The 17,993-nt window shown below is 69.5% G+C and carries 18 protein-coding genes and 1 pseudogene; 12 read left to right on the forward strand and 7 right to left on the reverse strand.

Annotation, left to right across the window (positions count from 1 at the left end; all coding sequences use genetic code 11):
* Positions 1 to 42: 42 nt before the first annotated feature.
* From GX015_RS07565 to GX015_RS07575, 3 genes are read left to right on the forward strand one after another with little or no spacing between them, the layout of a single operon-like run.
* The gene (locus GX015_RS07565; RefSeq protein ID WP_291344095.1) at positions 43 to 390 is read left to right on the forward strand and encodes a hypothetical protein; all 348 of its coding nucleotides are present in this window, start codon (positions 43 to 45) and stop codon (positions 388 to 390) included.
* 5 nt (positions 391 to 395) lie between these two features.
* Positions 396 to 1,895: a trehalose-6-phosphate synthase gene (locus tag GX015_RS07570; RefSeq protein ID WP_291344097.1), complete on the forward strand. Its 1,500-nt coding sequence runs from the start codon at positions 396 to 398 to the stop codon at positions 1,893 to 1,895.
* Positions 1,892 to 2,371, forward strand: a complete 480-nt coding sequence (locus GX015_RS07575) for a hypothetical protein (protein WP_291344066.1) — start codon at positions 1,892 to 1,894, stop codon at positions 2,369 to 2,371. Before GX015_RS07570 ends, GX015_RS07575 begins: the two co-directional genes overlap by 4 nt.
* Before the next feature lie 30 nt (positions 2,372 to 2,401).
* Here the strand turns inward: GX015_RS07575 and GX015_RS07580 are convergent, their stop codons facing one another.
* Positions 2,402 to 2,959, reverse strand: a complete 558-nt coding sequence (locus GX015_RS07580; RefSeq protein ID WP_291344068.1) for a flavin reductase family protein — start codon at positions 2,957 to 2,959, stop codon at positions 2,402 to 2,404.
* A 69-nt stretch (positions 2,960 to 3,028) separates the two neighbouring features.
* On the opposite strand from GX015_RS07580, the gene otsB reads away from it, so the two are divergent.
* Entirely contained in the window at positions 3,029 to 3,820 is a 792-nt protein-coding gene (gene otsB / locus GX015_RS07585) for a trehalose-phosphatase (RefSeq protein ID WP_291344070.1), read from the forward strand.
* An 18-nt stretch (positions 3,821 to 3,838) separates the two neighbouring features.
* On the opposite strand, the gene GX015_RS07590 is transcribed toward otsB, so the two are convergent.
* Entirely contained in the window at positions 3,839 to 5,014 is a 1,176-nt protein-coding gene (locus GX015_RS07590) for a LacI family DNA-binding transcriptional regulator (protein WP_291344099.1), read from the reverse strand.
* Positions 5,015 to 5,130: 116 nt separating this feature from the next.
* On the opposite strand from GX015_RS07590, the gene GX015_RS07595 reads away from it, so the two are divergent.
* Genes GX015_RS07595 through GX015_RS07605 form a run of 3 tightly spaced genes read left to right on the forward strand, consistent with a single transcriptional unit; the run spans position 5,131 to position 7,856 of the window.
* Positions 5,131 to 6,141, forward strand: coding sequence for a zinc ABC transporter substrate-binding protein (locus GX015_RS07595; protein ID WP_291344071.1), 1,011 nt, complete (start codon positions 5,131 to 5,133; stop codon positions 6,139 to 6,141).
* Positions 6,142 to 6,843, forward strand: a complete 702-nt coding sequence (locus tag GX015_RS07600; protein ID WP_291344073.1) for a metal ABC transporter ATP-binding protein — start codon at positions 6,142 to 6,144, stop codon at positions 6,841 to 6,843.
* A complete protein-coding gene (locus GX015_RS07605; protein WP_291344075.1) occupies positions 6,843 to 7,856 on the forward strand; it encodes a metal ABC transporter permease in 1,014 nt (337 codons plus the stop codon). Before GX015_RS07600 ends, GX015_RS07605 begins: the two co-directional genes overlap by 1 nt.
* Before the next feature lie 78 nt (positions 7,857 to 7,934).
* On the opposite strand, the gene rlmB is transcribed toward GX015_RS07605, so the two are convergent.
* Positions 7,935 to 8,882, reverse strand: coding sequence for a 23S rRNA (guanosine(2251)-2'-O)-methyltransferase RlmB (gene rlmB, locus GX015_RS07610; RefSeq protein WP_291344077.1), 948 nt, complete (start codon positions 8,880 to 8,882; stop codon positions 7,935 to 7,937).
* Positions 8,883 to 9,017: 135 nt separating this feature from the next.
* The gene (cysS, locus tag GX015_RS07615) at positions 9,018 to 10,421 is read right to left on the reverse strand and encodes a cysteine--tRNA ligase (protein WP_291344079.1); all 1,404 of its coding nucleotides are present in this window, start codon (positions 10,419 to 10,421) and stop codon (positions 9,018 to 9,020) included.
* Between the two features lie 341 nt (positions 10,422 to 10,762).
* Here cysS and GX015_RS07620 point away from each other — a divergent pair, with 341 nt between their 5' ends.
* Positions 10,763 to 12,268, forward strand: coding sequence for an HNH endonuclease signature motif containing protein (locus GX015_RS07620; protein WP_291344081.1), 1,506 nt, complete (start codon positions 10,763 to 10,765; stop codon positions 12,266 to 12,268).
* An 8-nt stretch (positions 12,269 to 12,276) separates the two neighbouring features.
* Here GX015_RS07620 and ispF read toward each other — a convergent pair whose 3' ends face one another.
* The 3 genes from ispF to GX015_RS07635 are packed head-to-tail and all read right to left on the reverse strand — an operon-like array spanning position 12,277 to position 14,129.
* On the reverse strand, positions 12,277 to 12,777 hold the full coding sequence (ispF, locus tag GX015_RS07625; RefSeq protein WP_291344083.1) for a 2-C-methyl-D-erythritol 2,4-cyclodiphosphate synthase: 501 nt from the start codon (positions 12,775 to 12,777) through the stop codon (positions 12,277 to 12,279).
* Between the two features lies 1 nt (position 12,778).
* Positions 12,779 to 13,519: a 2-C-methyl-D-erythritol 4-phosphate cytidylyltransferase gene (gene ispD, locus GX015_RS07630; RefSeq protein ID WP_291344085.1), complete on the reverse strand. Its 741-nt coding sequence runs from the start codon at positions 13,517 to 13,519 to the stop codon at positions 12,779 to 12,781.
* Positions 13,520 to 13,526: 7 nt separating this feature from the next.
* Positions 13,527 to 14,129, reverse strand: coding sequence for a CarD family transcriptional regulator (locus GX015_RS07635; protein ID WP_291344087.1), 603 nt, complete (start codon positions 14,127 to 14,129; stop codon positions 13,527 to 13,529).
* A gap of 166 nt (positions 14,130 to 14,295) precedes the next feature.
* Between GX015_RS07635 and GX015_RS07640 the strand changes: the two genes are divergently transcribed.
* From GX015_RS07640 to GX015_RS07655, 4 genes and pseudogenes are all read left to right on the forward strand, one after another.
* Positions 14,296 to 15,051, forward strand: a complete 756-nt coding sequence (locus GX015_RS07640) for a hypothetical protein (protein WP_291344089.1) — start codon at positions 14,296 to 14,298, stop codon at positions 15,049 to 15,051.
* Positions 15,052 to 15,056: 5 nt separating this feature from the next.
* Positions 15,057 to 16,442 (forward strand): DNA repair protein RadA, encoded by a 1,386-nt coding sequence (gene radA / locus GX015_RS07645; protein ID WP_291344091.1) that lies wholly within the window; start codon positions 15,057 to 15,059, stop codon positions 16,440 to 16,442.
* A 66-nt stretch (positions 16,443 to 16,508) separates the two neighbouring features.
* Complete coding sequence (disA, locus tag GX015_RS07650) at positions 16,509 to 17,555, forward strand: DNA integrity scanning diadenylate cyclase DisA (protein WP_291344093.1); 1,047 nt, start codon at positions 16,509 to 16,511, stop codon at positions 17,553 to 17,555.
* A gap of 175 nt (positions 17,556 to 17,730) precedes the next feature.
* Positions 17,731 to 17,993, forward strand: a pseudogene (locus tag GX015_RS07655) (hypothetical protein); the annotation flags it as partial.

Here is a 17,993-nt window from a genome sequence, read left to right on the forward strand (position 1 = left end):
ACCACTGCCGCCGAGGCCGACCGCCACGAGCCAGGAGGATCCGTGCCACCGAAGGTCACCGACACCCGCACCGCCCAGAACGAGGCACTGCACCAGGTCGAGGCCGAAACGGCGGCGGGCGCGCGGCAGATCGTCGCGACGTTCTCCGATGACTTCCACGACTGCGTCACCCTCATGTGCATGCTCGGCGTCGAGCCGGAGGGCCTGAGCTACAAGAAGGTCCACGAGGAGCACCTCGAGGCCACCGCCCCGAAGACCGCCAAGCGCACCCGCAAGTCGACGAAGAAGGCCGCCAAGAAGGCGACCGCGAAGAAGACGACGGCGAAGAAGGCGACCGCCAAGAAGACGGCCAAGAAGGCCACCGCCAAGAAGACCACGAAGAAGGCGTGACCCCCATGGGCCGCGAACGCTCGGATTTCGTCGTCGTGGCCAACCGGCTGCCCGTCGCGCCCGTCGACGATGCGTCGGCGCCCGGCGGCGTGCGCTGGGAAGCCAGCCCCGGCGGCCTGGTCACCGCGCTGACCCCGGTCCTGCTGCGCAACAACGGCGCCTGGGTCGGGTGGGCCGGCAGCGTCTCCGACGCCGCCGACGCCCCGGAGGTCCCCGAGTCGATCGACACCGACGAGGGCCTGCACCTCTTCCCCGTCGAGCTGACCTCGGAGGAGCACGAGAAGTTCTACGAGGGCTTCTCCAACGCCACCCTGTGGCCGCTGTACCACTCGCTCATCGTCGCCCCGACGTACGACGGCGCCTGGTGGGAGTCCTACCGCGAGGTCAACCTCCGCTACGCCGAGGCCGTGTCGCGCCGCGCCGCGGAGGGCGCCACGGTGTGGGTGCAGGACTACCAGCTGCAGCTCGTGCCGGGCATCCTGCGGCAGCTGCGGCCGGACCTGACCATCGGGTTCTTCCTGCACATCCCGTTCCCGCCGTCGGAGATCTTCCGCCAGCTGCCGTGGCGCGAGGAGATCGTCCGCGGCCTGCTCGGCGCCGACGTCATCGGGTTCCACCTGGACACGTGCGCCGACAATTTCCTCGACCTGTGCCGCCGCGTCTCCGGCGAGGCCGGGTCGCACACGGGACTGCCGGACACCCTCGACGTCCACGGGCGGTCGGCGGTGCGCGAGGCGTCCGGGACGATTTCGGCGCCGGACGGCCGCACGGTGCGGGTGGGGTCCTTCCCCATTTCCATCGACTCGGGCGACGTCATCGCCAAGGCCGCCGACGCCGACCGCGACGGCGTCCGCGCCCTGGCCGGCGACCCGCGCACGCTGCTGCTCGGCGTCGACCGCCTCGATTACACGAAGGGCATCCTCGTGCGCCTCGAGGCGTTCGAGGCGCTGCTCGAGTCGGGCGCGCTGGACCCGTCGGAAAACGTCCTGGTGCAGGTGGCCACCCCGTCGCGCGAGCGCGTCGACGACTACCGCCGCACCCGGGCCCGCGTCGAGCACGCGGTGGGGCGCATCAACGGGCGCTTCGGGTCGCTGGGCCGCCCGGTGATCCACTACATCCACCGCCCCGTGCCGTTCGAGCAGCTGCTGGGCCTGTATTCGGCGGCGGACGTCATGCTGATCACCGCGCTGCGCGACGGCATGAACCTGGTGGCCAAGGAGTACGTCGCCTGCCACGCGGACGGCAGCGGCGCGCTGGTGCTGTCGGAGTTCACGGGCGCGGCGACGGAGCTCGACGGGTCGCACTTCTGCAATCCGCACGACCTCGAGTCGGTGAAGCGGGCGATCATGGCCGCGGTCAATTCGCTGGAGCACCACCCGGACGACGCCCGCGCGCGCATGGGGCGCCTGCACGCCCAGGTCCGCGACCACGACGTCGACCTGTGGGCGCGCAGTTTCCTCGAGGAGCTCACCCGCGCGCACGAGGCTTCCGGGGGCGCGCGATGAGCGGGGCCCGGCTGGTCCGCGGGGTCGCGGCATTGTGCTTGACGACGTTCGCGGCGGCGTCCCTCGTCGCCTGCGGCGGGGATGACGGCGCGGGCGGGGACGATCGGATCGTCGGCAAGCGCTGGCAGGTCACGGAGGTCTACGACGACCCGGCCCTGCCCCGCGGGGTGCCCGAGGGCACCGTGCCGCCGACGATCGCGTTCGGCCGCGAGTCCTACACCGGCGACGGCGCGTGCGGATCATTCCAGGGGACGCTGACGTGGCGCGACGAGGGCATCGTCACCGTCGGCGAGCCCGAGATCGTGCGCGAGGCCGACTGCGACGCGGTGTCCCGGACGTACGACGATCGGCTGCGGGCGCAGCTGGCCGGCGATTTCGTCGTCGAGACGCCCGACCCCGACCTGCGCATGACCGCCGTCGGCGACCACCCCGCGGGCGAAGCGGCCCCCGGCTGGGCCGCCGTGACGCAGGACTGACGGGGTAAACCGAGGCGCTGCGCGCGGTTCTTAGACGGAGGGGCGCTGGCGCCAGCGCTCGGTGGCCGGGGCGTCCTCGCCCGCCGCGACGACGTTGGCGTAGGACCCGCGGTGGTACAGCAGCGGCCGGGCATCCGCGCGATGGCCGAGCTCCGCGACGCCCCCGACGACGATGAAGTGGTCGCCGGCCTCGTGGACCGCCTCGATGGTGCAGTCGATCCACACCGCGCAGTCGCGCAGCAGCGGGTTGCCCAGCGCGGACCGCGTCCACTCGCCGTGGGCGAACTTGTCGGCGCCGCGGCGGCCGAACGCCGCGGAAATGTCGCGCTGGCCCTCCGTGAGCACGCTGACGGAAAAACGGCCGGTCGACTCGATGCGCGGCCAGGACTGCGACGTCTTCATCACCGTGAACAGCACCAGCGGCGGGTTCAGGCTCAGCGATGAGAAGGACTGGCAGGCGAAGCCGACGGGCTCCCCGTCGTCGGAGGCGACGATGGTGACGCCCGTGGCGAACTCGCTGAATGCCTTGCGCAGGGACATTTCGTCCATGGTCTCCAGGGGCACGGGGCGGGTGTCGGCATGCGTCATGGGCCGCACTTTACCCAGGCCCGCCGCAGACCGCGCCGCCGGGGAGGTCCGCATGCGTAGGCTGGTGACGTGAGCACCCAGTCGCCGTCCCCGGCCCCGTCCGCAGCCGCCGTCGCCGCCGTCGCCTCGGCGGAGACCCTCGTGGTCGCGCTCGATTTCGACGGCACGCTGGCCGATCTCGGCGACGACCCGATGGCCGTGCGCCCCCGCGAGGGCAACGTCGAGCTGGTGTCGCGCCTGTCCGCGCTGCCCCGCACCGAGGTGGTCATCCTCTCCGGCCGGCAGCTGCGCGACCTGCGGTACCTGTCCGGAATGGAGCACGTCGCCCGCCTGGTCGGCAGCCACGGCGCCGAGCCGCAGGACGGCCTGGCCCTGTCGGAGGCGGAGTCCGCGCTGCTCGAGGCCGTCGACCTCCGCCTGCGCGAGGTCCTCGCCGAGGCCGACGACGACCGCGCCTGGGTCGAGCGCAAGCCCGCCGCCCGCGTCCTCCACGTCCGGCTGCTCGACGACGAGGTGCGCAAGCGCCGCGTCCTCGACCACGCCATGTCCTTCTTCCGCCCCATCGGCGGCGTCCACGTCACCGAGGGCAAGGACATCCTGGAGATCGCCGTGCTCGACGTGACCAAGGGCAGCTACCTCGAGGCCGCGCGCAGCGAGTACGGGGCGGATGCAGTCCTGTTTATAGGCGACGACGTCACCGACGAGACGGTGCTGCGGACCCTGTCGTACGGCGACCTGGGCATCAAGGTCGGCTCGCCCGACGACGGCCCCAGCGCCGCGACCGCGTTCCTCCCCGACACCGCCGCCGTGACTGCGTTCCTCCGCGAATTCGCCGACGCCCGCGAAGCGGCCGTGTCCTAGCCCCGTCTCCGCCCCGCTTCACGACGTCCCGCGCGGAACCCCCGTCGTCCGCCCCGGCAGGAATTCGGTGGGCAGCGTGACGCTCGCGTCCCCGCCTGCCAGCGCCGCACCGGCGGCGCGGCCCTTGTCCCGGTTCGGCTGGATGACCGTGGTCACGCCCATGTGGCGGGCCAGGTCGATGCCGTCGAATCCGGTGACCGACAGATCCTCGGGCACGCGGATGCCGTTGTCCCGGGCATAGCGCAGCACCCCGAGGGCCTGCGTATCCGTGGTGCAGACGACCGCCGTCAGATTCGGGTGCGCCGTGAGCAGCTCACGGGCGGCGTCGTAATTGTTCTCCGGATCGTTGAGATGCCGCTCGACGATGGGCACGCCCGCCGGATCGATGCCCGCCTCCGTCAGCGCCTCGAGCGCCCCTTCGACGCGGGACCGCTGCACGTGATGGCGCGCGCCGGCCAGCCGTTCGGCGTTGACCGGGCCATCGTTGCGGCGCCGCGACAACCGCACCGACAGCACGCCGACCTCGCGATGCCCCAGCTCCGTCACGTGCCGCACCGCCGGCTTGATCGCCCCGCGGTCGTCGATGCCCACGAAGGGCACGCCCTCCACCCCGGTCGGCTGATCGCAGATCACGGTGGGCAGCCCGCGCTCGAGCACCGCCCGAAGGAAGGGATCGTCCTCCGCCACCGAATACACCACGAAGGAATCCACCACCGCCTGGCGGATGAGCATGCTCGGATCCGTCGGCAGATGATCCGGGACCTCCCCGGCCTTCCCGGCCTCCCCGCCTTCCCCGTCTTCCCCCTGCTCCGCGCACTCCGCGGACGACGCCGGGATGACCAGCAGCGAATCGCCGTGGCGGCCGCACTCCTCCGCGAGGCCCGCGAGGAAATCCACCGACGCGGGATCGTCGAAGGCGAAGGACAGCTGCTCCGTGAACAACACGCCCACGGCACCGACGCGGCGCATGCGCAGACTGCGCGCCATCGGGTCCGGACCGGGGTAACCCTGGGCCTCGGCCTGCGCGAGGATGCGCTCGCGAAGCTCCGGCGACAACTGGTCCGGCCGGTTGTAGGCGTTGGACACCGTGGTCCGCGACACCCCCAGCTCCGCCGCGATCGACGCCAGCGTCCCCTTGGACCGGCGCCCGTTCGGAGCGTTCGGCCGGGGCGGCGGGGCCGAACCGGGCTCGATGGGATCGACGGAATCTTCGGTGCGCACGGGCCCGAATCTACCCGATGGCGCGGATGGGGTGAGCGCATTCCAGCCGCAGTTGGCAATGGTTTTCAACTCGGCGTTAGGATGGGCCCATGAAAACTCGTTTCCTGCGCACCGCCCTGGCCGCCTCCGCCGCCGCGGGCCTGACCATGGGCCTCGTGGCCTGCTCCGGCGACGGCGCGACCGACGCCAACGCCGACGGCACGGGCGCCGATGGCGACGCCGTCACCATCGTCACCTCCACCAAGGTGTGGGCCGACGTCGCGGAAGCCGTCGTCGGCGATGCGGAGGGCGTGAAGATCCAGCCCATCATCGCCTCCAACGACGTCGACCCGCACTCCTATCAGCCCACCGCCGCCGACATGGCCACCGTCGAGCAGGCCGACGTGCTGCTGGCCGGTGGCGGCCACTATGACGCCTGGCTGACCGAGGCCGCCTCCTCCGACTCCGCCGCGATCATCCTCACCGCCATCGAGGGCGACGGCTTCGACGGCCACGGCGAAGAAGGCCACGATCACACCGGCAATGACGATGCCGGGCACGACCACGCGGAAGAAGGAGACGACCACGCCGGCCACGACGATGCGGACCACGACCACGCCGGTCACGACCACGAGGTCAACGAACACATCTGGTACAGCACCGACGCCGTGAAATCGGTCGCGTCGACGCTCGCGTCGGAGGTCAATTCGCACTGGGATCTCGGGGCGTCGGACGAGACCGTCGTCAAGCGCCTGGACGAGATCGACGACCGCAAGAAGGACCTGCCCGCCGCGACCACCGCCCAAACCCACCCGCTGGCCGACGACATCATCGCCGGCACGAAGATCACCGACGACACCCCGCAGGGCTACCGGAAGTCGACGCTGTCCGAATCCGAGCCCGCCGCCGCCGACGTCGCGGCGATGCTCGAGCTCATCGAGTCCGGTAACCTCGACTTCCTGATCGACGCGCCCCAGACGCGCGACCACGTGTCCGAGCGGCTGGTGAAGGCCGCGCAGGCGAAGGGCCTGCGCATCGTCAACGTCTACGAGTCGCCGAACGCGAACGAGAACTTCTTCGATCTGTACGAACGCATCCTCGACGATTTGGAGCAGGAGTAGTTGAGCCCACTCACCTTCGCCGGCGCGGCCGTGGCACCGCTCTGGTCCGACCTCGACCTGGAGGTCCGGCCCGGCGAGTTTCTCGCGGTGCTCGGCCCGAATGGCGTGGGCAAGTCGACGCTGATCGGCGCGGCGCTTGGCACCCGGGCGCTCACCGCCGGCACCGTCCGCGCGACGTCGGCGATCGGCTACATCCCGCAGCAGCGCATGTTCGACCCCGAGCTGCCCATGCGGGTGCGTGACCTCGTGGGGTTGTCGGCGGCGCACGGCATATTCCGTCGCCGCCCGCCGCGCGACCGCATCGACGCCGCGCTGGCCGACGTCGGGGCCGAGGGCATCGCCGACCGTCGCGTCGGCACGCTGTCCGGCGGCCAGCAGCAGCTGGTCCGGCAGGCGCAGGCCCTCGTCGGGGATCCCGAGCTCCTGCTTTGCGACGAGCCGCTGCTCAGCCTCGACCCCGCCGCCCAGCGTGCGGCCGTGGAGCGGTTCGACCGGCGCCGCCGCGAGCACGGCACCGCCGTGGTGTTCGTGACACACGGCATCAATCCCATCCTGCGGCACTGCGACCGCGTCCTCTACATCACGCCGCACGGTCACCGGGCCGGTGCCGTCGAGGAGATCATGACGTCCGAGACCCTGTCCGACCTGTACCGCACCGACATCACGGTCGCCACGGTCGGCGGAAAGCTGGTGGTGGTCTGATGGAGTGGCTGAACACGTTCGTGGCCGACACCCAGATGCTCCTCGACGTCGGGTTCGTCCAGTCCGCCCTCATCGCCGCGGCGCTGCTGGGCGTGGTGTCCGGCGTGATCACCCCGCTGGTGGTGATGCGGCGGATGAGCTTCACCGTCCACGGCACATCGGAGTTGGCGCTGATGGGCGCGTCGGCCGCGCTGCTGACCGGATTCAGCGTAGGCGGCGGCGCGATCGTCGGTTCGGTGTTGGCGGCCGTGGTGCTGGCGCTGCTGGGCATGCGCGGTGGACAGGACACCATCGTCGGCGTGGTGCTCAGCTTCGGCATGGGCCTGTCGGTGTTGTTCATCCACCTGTACCCCGGCCGCACGACTACCGCGTTTTCCCTTTTGACCGGCCAGATCGTCGGATTGTCCAGCGCCTCCGTGTGGCTGCTCGCGGCCGTCGCGGCGTTCGTCGTCGGGGTGGTGGCGCTGTTCTGGCGACCGCTGTTGTTCGCCTCGTCGGACCCCGTGCTGGCCGCGGCGTCGGGGATCAACGTGCGCGCCATGTCGGTCCTGTTCGCCGTGCTCATCGGCCTGACCGCCGCGCAGGGCGTGCAGATCGTCGGTGCCCTGCTCATCATCTCCCTGGTGATCACCCCCGGTGCCGCGGCGGCCCACGTGACCGCGTCGCCCGTGAAGGCCGTGGCATTGTCGGTGCTCTTCGCCGAGACCGCCGCCGTCGGCGGCGTCCTGTTGTCGCTGGCCCCGGGCATGCCGGTGAGCGTTTTCGTGACCACCATTTCCTTCGCCATCTACCTCGCCTGCCGTTTCATCGGCTGGCTCCGGAGCCGGACCGCCACCCGCGACGACGTTTCCGCCGGCCGCTGGGCCACTCCCCGCGAGGGCGTGATTCCCACGGCCGCCACGGCCGCCACGTCCCCTTCGTCCGCGGGCGCCGGCCCCGGTCCCGCCGCCGGCCCGGCCGGGTACCCTCTCGATGATTGCGGTGATTGCGCAGGCAGGCACCCCGCCCCCTGACCGCGCCTGGTGAATCTGGCGCCTGCCCCTGTCGGCGATCCCTCCGCCCTACTCCCCCCCTCGCTCTTCTTCCCAGCCCTACTTCGACGTCGCGGCTCGACGCTGTCGGGCGAACTCGCTGAGCGTGACGCCCGCGGCGACGGATGCGTTGAGGGACTCGACCCACCCCGCCATCGGAATGGACATGATCGAGTCGCAGGTCTCGCGGACGAGCCTCGACAGGCCCTTGCCCTCGGAACCGACGACGACCACGGTCGGGGTCGTGCCGTCATAGGTGTCCAGCGTGTGCTCGCCGCCGGCATCGAGCCCGACGACCTGGTAGCCCGCCTTCTGGAACTGCTTCAGCGACCGCACCATGTTCGTCGCCCGCGCGACCGGCAGCCGCGCCGCGGTGCCCGCCGACGTGCGCCAGGTGACGCCCGTGACCGCCGCGGAACGCCGCTCCGGAATGACCACGCCATGACCACCGAACGCCGCAGCCGAACGGATCACCGCGCCGAGGTTGCGGGGGTCGGTAATGTTGTCCAGGCACACGATCAGCCCGGGCTCGCCGGAGTCGACGACCTTTTCCAGCAGGTCCTCGACCGCCAGGTACTTATACGGCGGGATCTGGAGGCCGATGCCCTGATGCAGCGAATTGCCGGTCATCCGGTCCATCTCGTGGCGCGGGACCTCGCGGATCGGGATACCCCGATCGTTGGAGATTCGCACGGCCTCCTGCAGGCGATCATCATTGTCGGTTCCGAGCGCAACGAACAGCGTGCTGCCCGGCACCTTTGCGTGCAGGCACTCCACGACGGGGTTCCTGCCGACGACCAGCTCGGATCCGTCCGTCGCCTTCTCGTGGCGCCCCTGATCGCGGCGCCGCTTCTGCTCCGCCTGCTTGTGGGCCTTGTGGTACACGCGGTCCTCGGCCTTCGGGGTCGGCCCCTTTCCGCGCAGCCCCCTCTTATGCCCGCCGGTGCCGCCGGTTTCCTTCTTGTTGGACTTGCGCACTGCGCCCCGTCGCTGGGAATTGCCCGCCATGGTTCTCGTTTCTCGCCTTCGTCGCCGTCGGTGCCGTCAAGGCCCCATTGACCTCGATGCGTTCGTTCCGGTTGTTCTCGTCGTTCCGGTGGTTGTACTCGTTGCGGTCGTCGTCCATCGACTCCGCGGTTTACGTCAGTCTCCCAGCGACCACTTCGGCCCGTCGGCGGTATCGGTGACGACCACTCCCGCTTCAGTCAGCCGATCGCGCACCTCGTCCGCGGTACCCCAGTCCTTGGCCTCGCGAGCGGTCCTGCGGGTCTCCAGCTCATGGCCGACCAGGACGCCGAGGGCGTGCATCGCCTTGTCGTCGTCGCCACCCGCCGCCGCCCACTTCTCCGACAGCGGATCGAAGCCCAGGACGGCCGCCATGGCCCGCACGGACGACGCGATCTCCGCGGCCTCCGCGTCGGCCCCGTCGGCAAGCAATTGATTGCCCGCGCGCACCGCATTGTGGAGCTCGGCCAGGGCCCGGGGCACGGCGAGGTCCTCGTTCATGGCCGCGTCGAAGGCCTCGGGACGCGCCCCGACCTCTACCTGCCCGAACTTGTCCGCGGTGCGCTTCAGGAACGCTTCGATGCGACGATATCCCGCGGCGGCCTCCTGCAGCGCCTCCTCCGAATACTCCAGGACGGAGCGGTAATGCGCGCTGCCCAGGTAGTAACGGAGCTCCACGGGCCGCACCATCTCGAGGATGTGCGGCACCGACAGCACGTTGCCCAGCGACTTCGACATCTTTTCGCCGGCCATGGTCACCCAGTGGTTGTGCATCCAGTACCGGGCGAAACCATCGCCGGCCGCATGCGACTGGGCGATCTCGTTCTCGTGGTGCGGGAACTGCAGATCCAGACCACCGCAATGGATGTCGAACTCCCCACCGAGGTAATAGGTGGCCATAGCCGAGCACTCGAGGTGCCAGCCCGGCCGGCCATCGCCCCACGGCGTCGGCCATGACGGCTCGCCGGGCTTCGCCGACTTCCACAGCGCGAAGTCATGCGGCCCCCGCTTGCCCGGCGAATCCGGCTCGCCCTGCTCCATCTCAGCCACGCGGTTTCCCGACAGCGACCCGTAGTCGCCGCTCTCCGACGCCGCCCACGCGCTGACGTCGAAGTACACGTTCCCGTCGACGTCGTAGGCGAACCCGTTGTCGATGAGGCGACGCATGTACTCGACCATCTGGGTCACGTGCCCGGTCGCGCGGGGCTCGACGCTCGGCGGCAGCACACCCAGCTGGTCGTACGCCCACGTGAACTCGCGCTCGTAGGTGGACACCCACTCCCACCAGGGGCGACCGTGCTCGGCGGCCTTGGTCAGAATCTTGTCGTCGATGTCCGTCACGTTGCGCACGAACGCGACGTCCAGCCCCTGGGCCAGAAGCCACCGCCGCAAAATGTCGAACGCGACGCCCGACCGCACATGCCCGATGTGCGGCATCGCCTGCGGAGTCGCCCCACAGAGGTACACGGACGCGTGCCCCGGGCGCAGGGGCTCGAAATCTCGCAGCTCACGGGTGGCGGTATCGAAGATTCGGAAGTTCACGCCCCCGAGTGTAGCGGTCATGGCGGGCCCTCCCGAACACTTGCACGGCGCATGACCAGCGAGCACGACACGGAAAGCCCCGTGCGTTCACCGGCGGTTCACGTGGCGTTCGATGGCCCCCATTCATTTATGCCCTTCCCGCTATCAGTGCATCCCCACAGATTCGCTTTACGACGCCCATCCGCCCCACAAGCCCCAGCAGTCACACCTCATTCCCTGAATTCAACAACGAATGAACGTTCGATTAACTCTAGATTCGCACTTGCTTTCGAAGGGCATGGGCCGTATCGTCGGGATTGAAAGTTCAAGTACGCGCCAACAACCGAGGGGGACGGACGGCGATGAATAACCAAAACAATCAGCACGTATCCGAACATCGACCGGGGTCACGCATTCACGATCCGGATGCGCCCAATCTCTTAACGTTGATCCGCTTCGCAACCCGAGCGCTCACGGAACTCGCCCTTGCGTGCGAATCACGACGGATTGCGGTGAACGAGCTGCTGCAGCTGATGCCCGGTCTCAAGGAATTCGAAACCGCCCGCCGGGGCCTGGCGATCCTCGACGCCCGAATCGCGGAAACCACTGCATCGGAACAGTTGTCGCGAATATTGGGGACGACGCGCGCCGATGATTTCTTGGTCGAAGAGTTTCGACTGACGCGCCGTGACGCCACAAACCGAATTGCCGCGACCGGCTTTCTGGAGACACATCCGGATCTGAGGGCGCCCGCCGACGCTGCACTACGGGCCGGCGACATGACGTTGAGCGGACTCGCGGATGTGGCGAAAGAAGTGGAGGCCCTCGACGAACGCGTGGACCGCCCCGCCTCCGATGTCGCGGAGGAAGTGATCACCCGCTCCCCCTGCCACGGCCCGCACGGCGCGGGTGCGCTGTGCCGGAAGCTCGTCAAGCGGGAGAACAATAGGTTTCCTCGTGATCCGAACGCGGCGCATAAGAAGCGGAGACTGGCCGTCGGCAAGCAGGACGGCGACGGTGGCGCGAAGGTCAGCGGGTACCTCGACGCGGCGACGCTGGCACTGCTCGAGGCATGGCTGCTCACGAATGGACTGAAAAAGGGCAGCCGAGACGATGGACGAACCCCGGTCCAACGCAATGCCGACGCGCTGGATTTTGCCCTGCGAACCGCCCACGAAGCGCACCCGCGGGTTAAGGGAAAACCGATGTGCACCATCATCGCAGCGTTGGACATGGACGACCTGCAGGCGGCGACGGGGATGGATCCGGGACGGCCTGCATCGGGCCAGGCCCCATCGGGACAAGCACCTTCGGAAAGTCCCGCAAGTGCCGACCCGCATTCGACGAACTTGCCGCACCCCATGCATCCGGCCCATTCGGCTCATCCGACTCATCCGACGCGAACGACGGTGAAGGCCGGCTCCGGAGTGGAGCTGGGGCTCATCGACCTGCTGAGGCTGGGACTGTCGGAGGACATGTACGCGGCCGTCATCGATCGGGACGCCCCGGTGGTCGAGTCGCAGCTGAAGCTCGGACGGACGAAACGGTCGGCCGACCTCGACCTGCGGATCGCCCTGCAACTGCTGGACGGGACCTGCCGGCATCCCGGGTGCTCGCGGCCGCCGGACGCCTGCGACGCGCACCATTTAGTCGCCTGGCTATTGGGCGGCGCCACCGATCTGGACAACCTGACGTTGCTGTGCCGGCGCCATCATTCGGACAACGACGACACTCGAGCAGATCCGAGACGAGGCCACATGACCCCGCGCTCGGACGACGCCCGCGGGCGCACGGGATGGGCATTCCCCGCCGGCGTCGATGGCACGCGAAAAGTGCGGTTCAACGGGGCTGGAGGAGTTGCTGCGTGATCGGCGGGCTACTGCAATTCAGGCTTCTGCCATACCACTGCGGTGCCGACTGCCGCGACGCCTTCGCCGCGACCGGTGAAGCCCATGTGGTCCGTTGTCGTGGCGGACACGCTGACGGGTGCGCCGATGTAGCCGGAAAGCACCTTCTCGGCTTCCTCGCGACGCGGCCCCATCTTCGGCCGATTGCCGATCATCTGGGCCGCCGCATTGCCGATGACGAAGCCGTTGTCCTCGAGCAGCTGACGGCATTCCTTGAGCAGCCGCTCACCGGAGACGTCGTCGTACTCGGGGCGGCCGACGCCGACGAAGCTGCCCAGATCTCCGAGGCCGGATGCGGACAACAGTGCATCGACGATGACGTGGGCGACGACGTCGCCGTCGGAATGCCCTTCGCAGCCGTTCTCGCCCTCGAACAGGAGGCCGGCCATCCAGCAGGGCTTGCCCTCCTGAACCTGATGAGCGTCGGTGGCGATGCCCACGCGAGGGATGAGGATGGGTGCGTCGGTCATGTCAATCTCCGGAAATCTCGAACTCGGTGGACTCGGCTTCTTCGGCGATCTGAGTCGCCAACGCCAAGTCAAGCGGGGTGGTCACCTTGAAGGCCATCGGATCGCCCTGGACCACGTGGACGGGAACTCCCAAGCGTTCGACGAGGGAAGCATCGTCCGTCGCGTGGATGGCCTCGTCGGAGGGACGGCCGAAGTGCTCCTCGTACGCGCGGCGCAACAAGGGCAGGCGAAAACCTTGCGGCGTCTGCACGGCACGGAGAGAAGAACGATCGGGGGTTCCGACGACGACGTCGCCGGCCACCTCCTTGATCGTGTCCGACACGGGCACGACCGGAATGACGGCGTTGCTGCCGCCGATCACCGAACGGACGACGCGGGCGATCATGCCGGGCGGCGTCAATGCGCGTGCGGCGTCGTGCACGAGGACGACGCCATCATCGGGCATGGTGCGCATGCCCTCCCAGACGGAATCGATGCGCTCGCCGCCGCCGACGATGAATCGGACGTCGGACCGGATTCGGCCGGCGGCCCGAGCGCGGCGGAACAACTCGCGGGCGTACCCCATCATGTCCTGGGAGACGATGACGGCGATGTCATCGACGGCCTCGGAACGTTCGATCGCCGCGACGGAACGCTCCACGAGAGAACGGCCGTGCAGCTGCACGTACGCCTTGGGGATGGGTTCTCCGAGCCGCGTGCCGCGACCCGCGGCCGCGACGAGGGCGGTGACCCGGATGCCCACCGGGGGCCTAATCCTCGGCGTCGAGGTCGATGGCGTCGGAGTCGGCGTCGAGGTCGTCGGCACCCGCGCCGGCTGCCTTCGGCTCGGCGGAGTTGGCGGCCTCGTCGGCGAGGGCCTGATGGCGCTCGATGGTGGCCTCGATGCGGGAGAAGAGCTCGGCGGTCTTCTCGTCGTCGACGCCCTCCGCCAGCGACAGCTCTCCGACCAGCACCTGGCGGGCCTTGCTCAGCATGCGCTTCTCGCCGGCGGACAGGCCGCGGTCCTGGTCGCGGCGCCACAGGTCGCGGACGACCTCGGCGACCTTGTTGATGTCGCCGGAACCGAGACGCTCCTGGTTGGCCTTGTAGCGGCGGGACCAGTTGCCGGCTTCCTCGACGTCGGTCTCGCGCAGCACGGAGAACACCTTGAGCAGGCCCTCCTCGCCGACGACGTCGCGCACTCCGACCAACTCGGCGTTCTTCGCCGGAACCTGAATGTTCAGGTCACTCTGCAGAATCTGGAGGACGAGATACTGAACGGTCTCGCCGTTCAGCTCGCGCTCGATGATTTCCTCGATCTTCGCGGCCCCGTGGTGCGGGTAGACGACGGTATCGCCGACGCTGAATTCCATGTGGTGTCCACGCCCCTTTCAACGGCCCTCCACCCTATCATGACCCCCCTGGTAATTACCGCTAGTATGAGAAGAGCCTTTGAGGACACTAAGGTGGGTTCTCAACAGCAGAACCAAGTCAGACCCCTTTCCTCAAGTTGCCCTAGATGATGGAGGACACGAACTCATGACCCTCAAGTCGGTTGTCCGCCGCGGTGCCCTCGCCACCGTCGCCGCCGCTTCCGCCGTTGCGCTCGCCGCCTGCGGCGCCGGCCAGATTTCCCAGACCGCCAACCAGGTCGCCGCCGTCGATGGCGCGCAGAACGAGCAGGACGCGATCCCGGGTGGCGTCGCCATCCGCGATGCGCACATCGTCGTCGACCCGGACTCGGGTGACGCGGCGCTGAAGTTCTCCGTCACCAACCAGGAGCGCGCGAACGGAGCCGTCTACACCCTCGAGTCCATCGAGGTCGAGGGCGTCGGCGACGTGCAGCTGAGCCCGGTGGCCTCCACGAAGTCGTACGAGGCCGCCTCGGAGGGCGAGAAGTCCATCCCGCGTGACTGCCAGCTGGTCGCCGACTACGCCGGCGCCGTCGAGCAGTACGCCGAGTTCGCGGATGACAACCCGGCCTGCATCACCTACATGTCGACCACCCTCGACTCCGCCACCCTGGCCGGCGACAAGTCCACCGCGTCGGGCGAGAACCGCAACGTGACCTTCACGTTCAACGGCCCGGAGGGCACCGAGGAGATCGAGCTCTTCGTGACCATCTCCCCGTACGTCCCGGAGGCCGGCTCCGTCGACCGCGGTGACGACGGCATGGCCGAGGGCGCCAAGCCGGCCGAGGCCTCGGGCCAGTCCAACATCTCGGACGCCGCCGACAACGCCAACGCCACCACCCCGGCCGCCGAGCAGGCGGTCGGCCAGATCAACCAGCAGTAGGTTCCATGGCGAAGGGGCCGTCCTACCGTTGCTCCGCCTGTGGTTGGCGGGCATCGAAATGGGTGGGACAGTGCCCTTCGTGCGGGGAGTGGGGTTCTCTGAACGAGACCGCGGACCCGGTCGGACGCACGCGTTCGGCCGGCTCCGCGGTCTCTTCGGCGTCTGGGCTGCCCGCGGTGGCGGCGACGCCGATCACGGGGGTCGACCCTGGGTTGGCGAAGGCCGCGCCGACGGGGATCGGCGAACTCGACCGGGTGCTGGGCCGCGGCGTGGTGCCGGGGTCGGTGGTTTTGCTGGCGGGCGAGCCGGGGGTGGGCAAGTCGACGCTGCTGTTGGAGGTGGCGTACCGCTGCGCCTCGGGTGAGCTGGGCCCGGCGCTGTACGTGACGGGCGAGGAGTCGGTGGGGCAGGTCCGGCTTCGCGCGGAGCGGACGGGGGCGCTTCACGACGAGCTGTATCTCGCCGCGGAATCCGACGTGGGAGAGGTCATCGAACAGGCCCTGGCGGTGAAGCCGGGTCTGCTGGTGGTCGATTCGGTGCAGACGATGCAGGCCGCGGGGGTGGAGGGCACGCGGGGCGGCGTCGCCCAGGCCCGTGCGGTGACGGCGGCGTTGACGGCGCTGGCGAAGGAGTCGGGGATCGCCATCCTGCTGGTGGGCCACGTGACCAAGGACGGCACGGTGGCCGGTCCGCGGACGATGGAGCATCTCGTCGACGTCGTGTTGAACTTCGAGGGCGACCGCCATTCGGGGCTGCGGTTCCTTCGCGGCCTGAAGAATCGTTTCGGCGCCACCGACGAGGTCGGCTGCTTCGAGCAGACGGCCGACGGCATCCGCGAGGTGGAGGACCCCTCGGGGCTGTTCCTGCACCACCGCTCCCCCACGCCGGGCACGGCGGTGACCGTGGCGATGGAGGGCCGCCGTCCGATGTTGGCGGAGGTCCAGGGCCTGGTGGTCACGGGCGAGGAGGCGAAGGGCAACCGCCGCAACGTCTCCGGCCTGGACCAGCGCCGAGTGCCCATGGTCGCGGCGATCGTCGCGCAGCATGGCCCGCAGTCGATGAAGACGCTGGCGGCCCGCGAGTTGTACGTGGCCACGGTGGGCGGCATGACGCTGCTGGAGCCGTCGGCGGATCTGGCGGTCGGCGTTGCGCTGGCCTCGGCGGTGACGCAGCGGCCGGTCCGGGAGAACATGGTGGTCATCGGCGAGCTGGGGCTGGCCGGCGAGGTGCGCCGCGTCCCGGACATCGGGCGCCGGCTGAAGGAGGCCGCCCGGATGGGGTTCACGCGCGCCGCCGTCCCGAAGGAGACGGACACGGCACAGGCTCCGAAGGGGCTGCGGTTGGTGCGCGTCGGCACGATCGCGGAGGCCATCGACGCGGCCCTGGACTAGGGGTGCGGTGGATTGGCGGGGCACGGGCCGTCGTAAAGCATCCGGGGGCGGCGGTAAGCTGGCCTGGTGTCGGAATTGAGCCATGACCTGCTGAAGACCCTCGCCCCGGGGACGGGCATCCGCGATGGGCTGGAGCGGATTCGCCGCGGGCGGACGGGTGCGTTGATCGTGATGGGCTTCGACGACGAGATCGAGGGCCTGTGCGATGGGGGGTTCGAGATCGACGTGGCGTTCGCGCCGACGCGGCTGCGGGAGCTGTGCAAGATGGACGGCGCGGTGGTGCTGTCGACGGATGGCACGCGCATCCGGCGGGCGAACGTGCAGCTGGTGCCGGATCCGTCGCTGCCGACGGACGAGTCGGGTACGCGGCACCGGTCGGCGGAGCGCACGGCGCTGCAGACGGGGGTGCCTGTGATCGCGGTGTCGCAGTCGATGAACATCATCACGGTGTACGCGGATGGGGTGCGGCACGTGCTGAAGGATTCGGCGGAGATCCTGTCGCGCGCGAATCAGGCGCTGGGGACGATCGAGCGGTACCGGTCGCGGTTGGACGCGGAGTCGGAGGAGCTGTTCGCGGCGGAAATGGCAGGGTACGCGTCGGCGTCGGAGGTCGTGGGCGTGCTGCGGTTGTCGGAGCTGCTGCGGCGGGCGGCGCAGTCGGTGTCGCGGGACGTGGTGGCGTTGGGGTCGGACGGGCATCAGCTGGACGTGCAGTTGCGCGAGCTGGTGGCGGACACGGCACCGAATGCCCGGTTGTTGCTGCACGATTACCTGGTCACGGCGTCGGGTGTGCCGGACGAGGATGACGTCGACGCCGCGTTGGCCAGCCTCGCCGCCCTGCCGGATCCGGATTTGCTGGGGCCGCGGGCGGTGGCGCAGGTGCTGGGTTACCCGACGGATGCGGAGGCGCTGGGCGAACGCGTCGACCCCCGCGGGTACCGGGCTCTGGCGCGGGTTCCGCGGATGCAGTTTTCGCTGATGGACAAGCTGGTGTCGCGGTTCGTGACGCTGCCGTCGCTGCTCAAGGCGCAGACCGAGGACCTCGCGGGGCTGGAGGGCGTCGGCCCGTTGTGGGCGCGGCACGTGCGGCAGGGGCTGGATCGTCTGACGTAGGCGGTTGCTTGACGACGTCCCGGCGTCCGCGTGCAGGGCCTGCCCGCGCCGGCCCCGCGGAAGAGGTCGGGCGGGGCGCTGGCCGAGCGGGAATCCGGCGGCGGTGTTAGAACTACGGGGGTGCGCCGCGGAGTAGGACGGTGCACGCTGATTCGTGGGATTCGGGGGGATCGACGTGAAGAGTTCGCGCGTGGGCCGGGGAGCAGCGGCGGTCGCCGTCGTGGCCGTGGCAGCGCTGGGAATGAGCGGGTGCGCGGCATTCGGGGGCGTGGGCGGCGGCGCCGCCGCGGAAGGAGCGGAGCGGCCCGAAAATGCGCTGCCGCCCGGGGTGTTGCCGCCGAATGATCCGCCGCAGCCCGGTGATGCCCGCCTCGGGCCCGATGGCCATTACGACTATTCGGCGCCGGACTTCGTGCTGAAGAATCCGTGCGACACGGA

This window comes from Corynebacterium sp. (assembly GCF_012837295.1).
In the GTDB taxonomy this organism is placed as follows: Bacteria; Actinomycetota; Actinomycetes; order Mycobacteriales; family Mycobacteriaceae; genus Corynebacterium.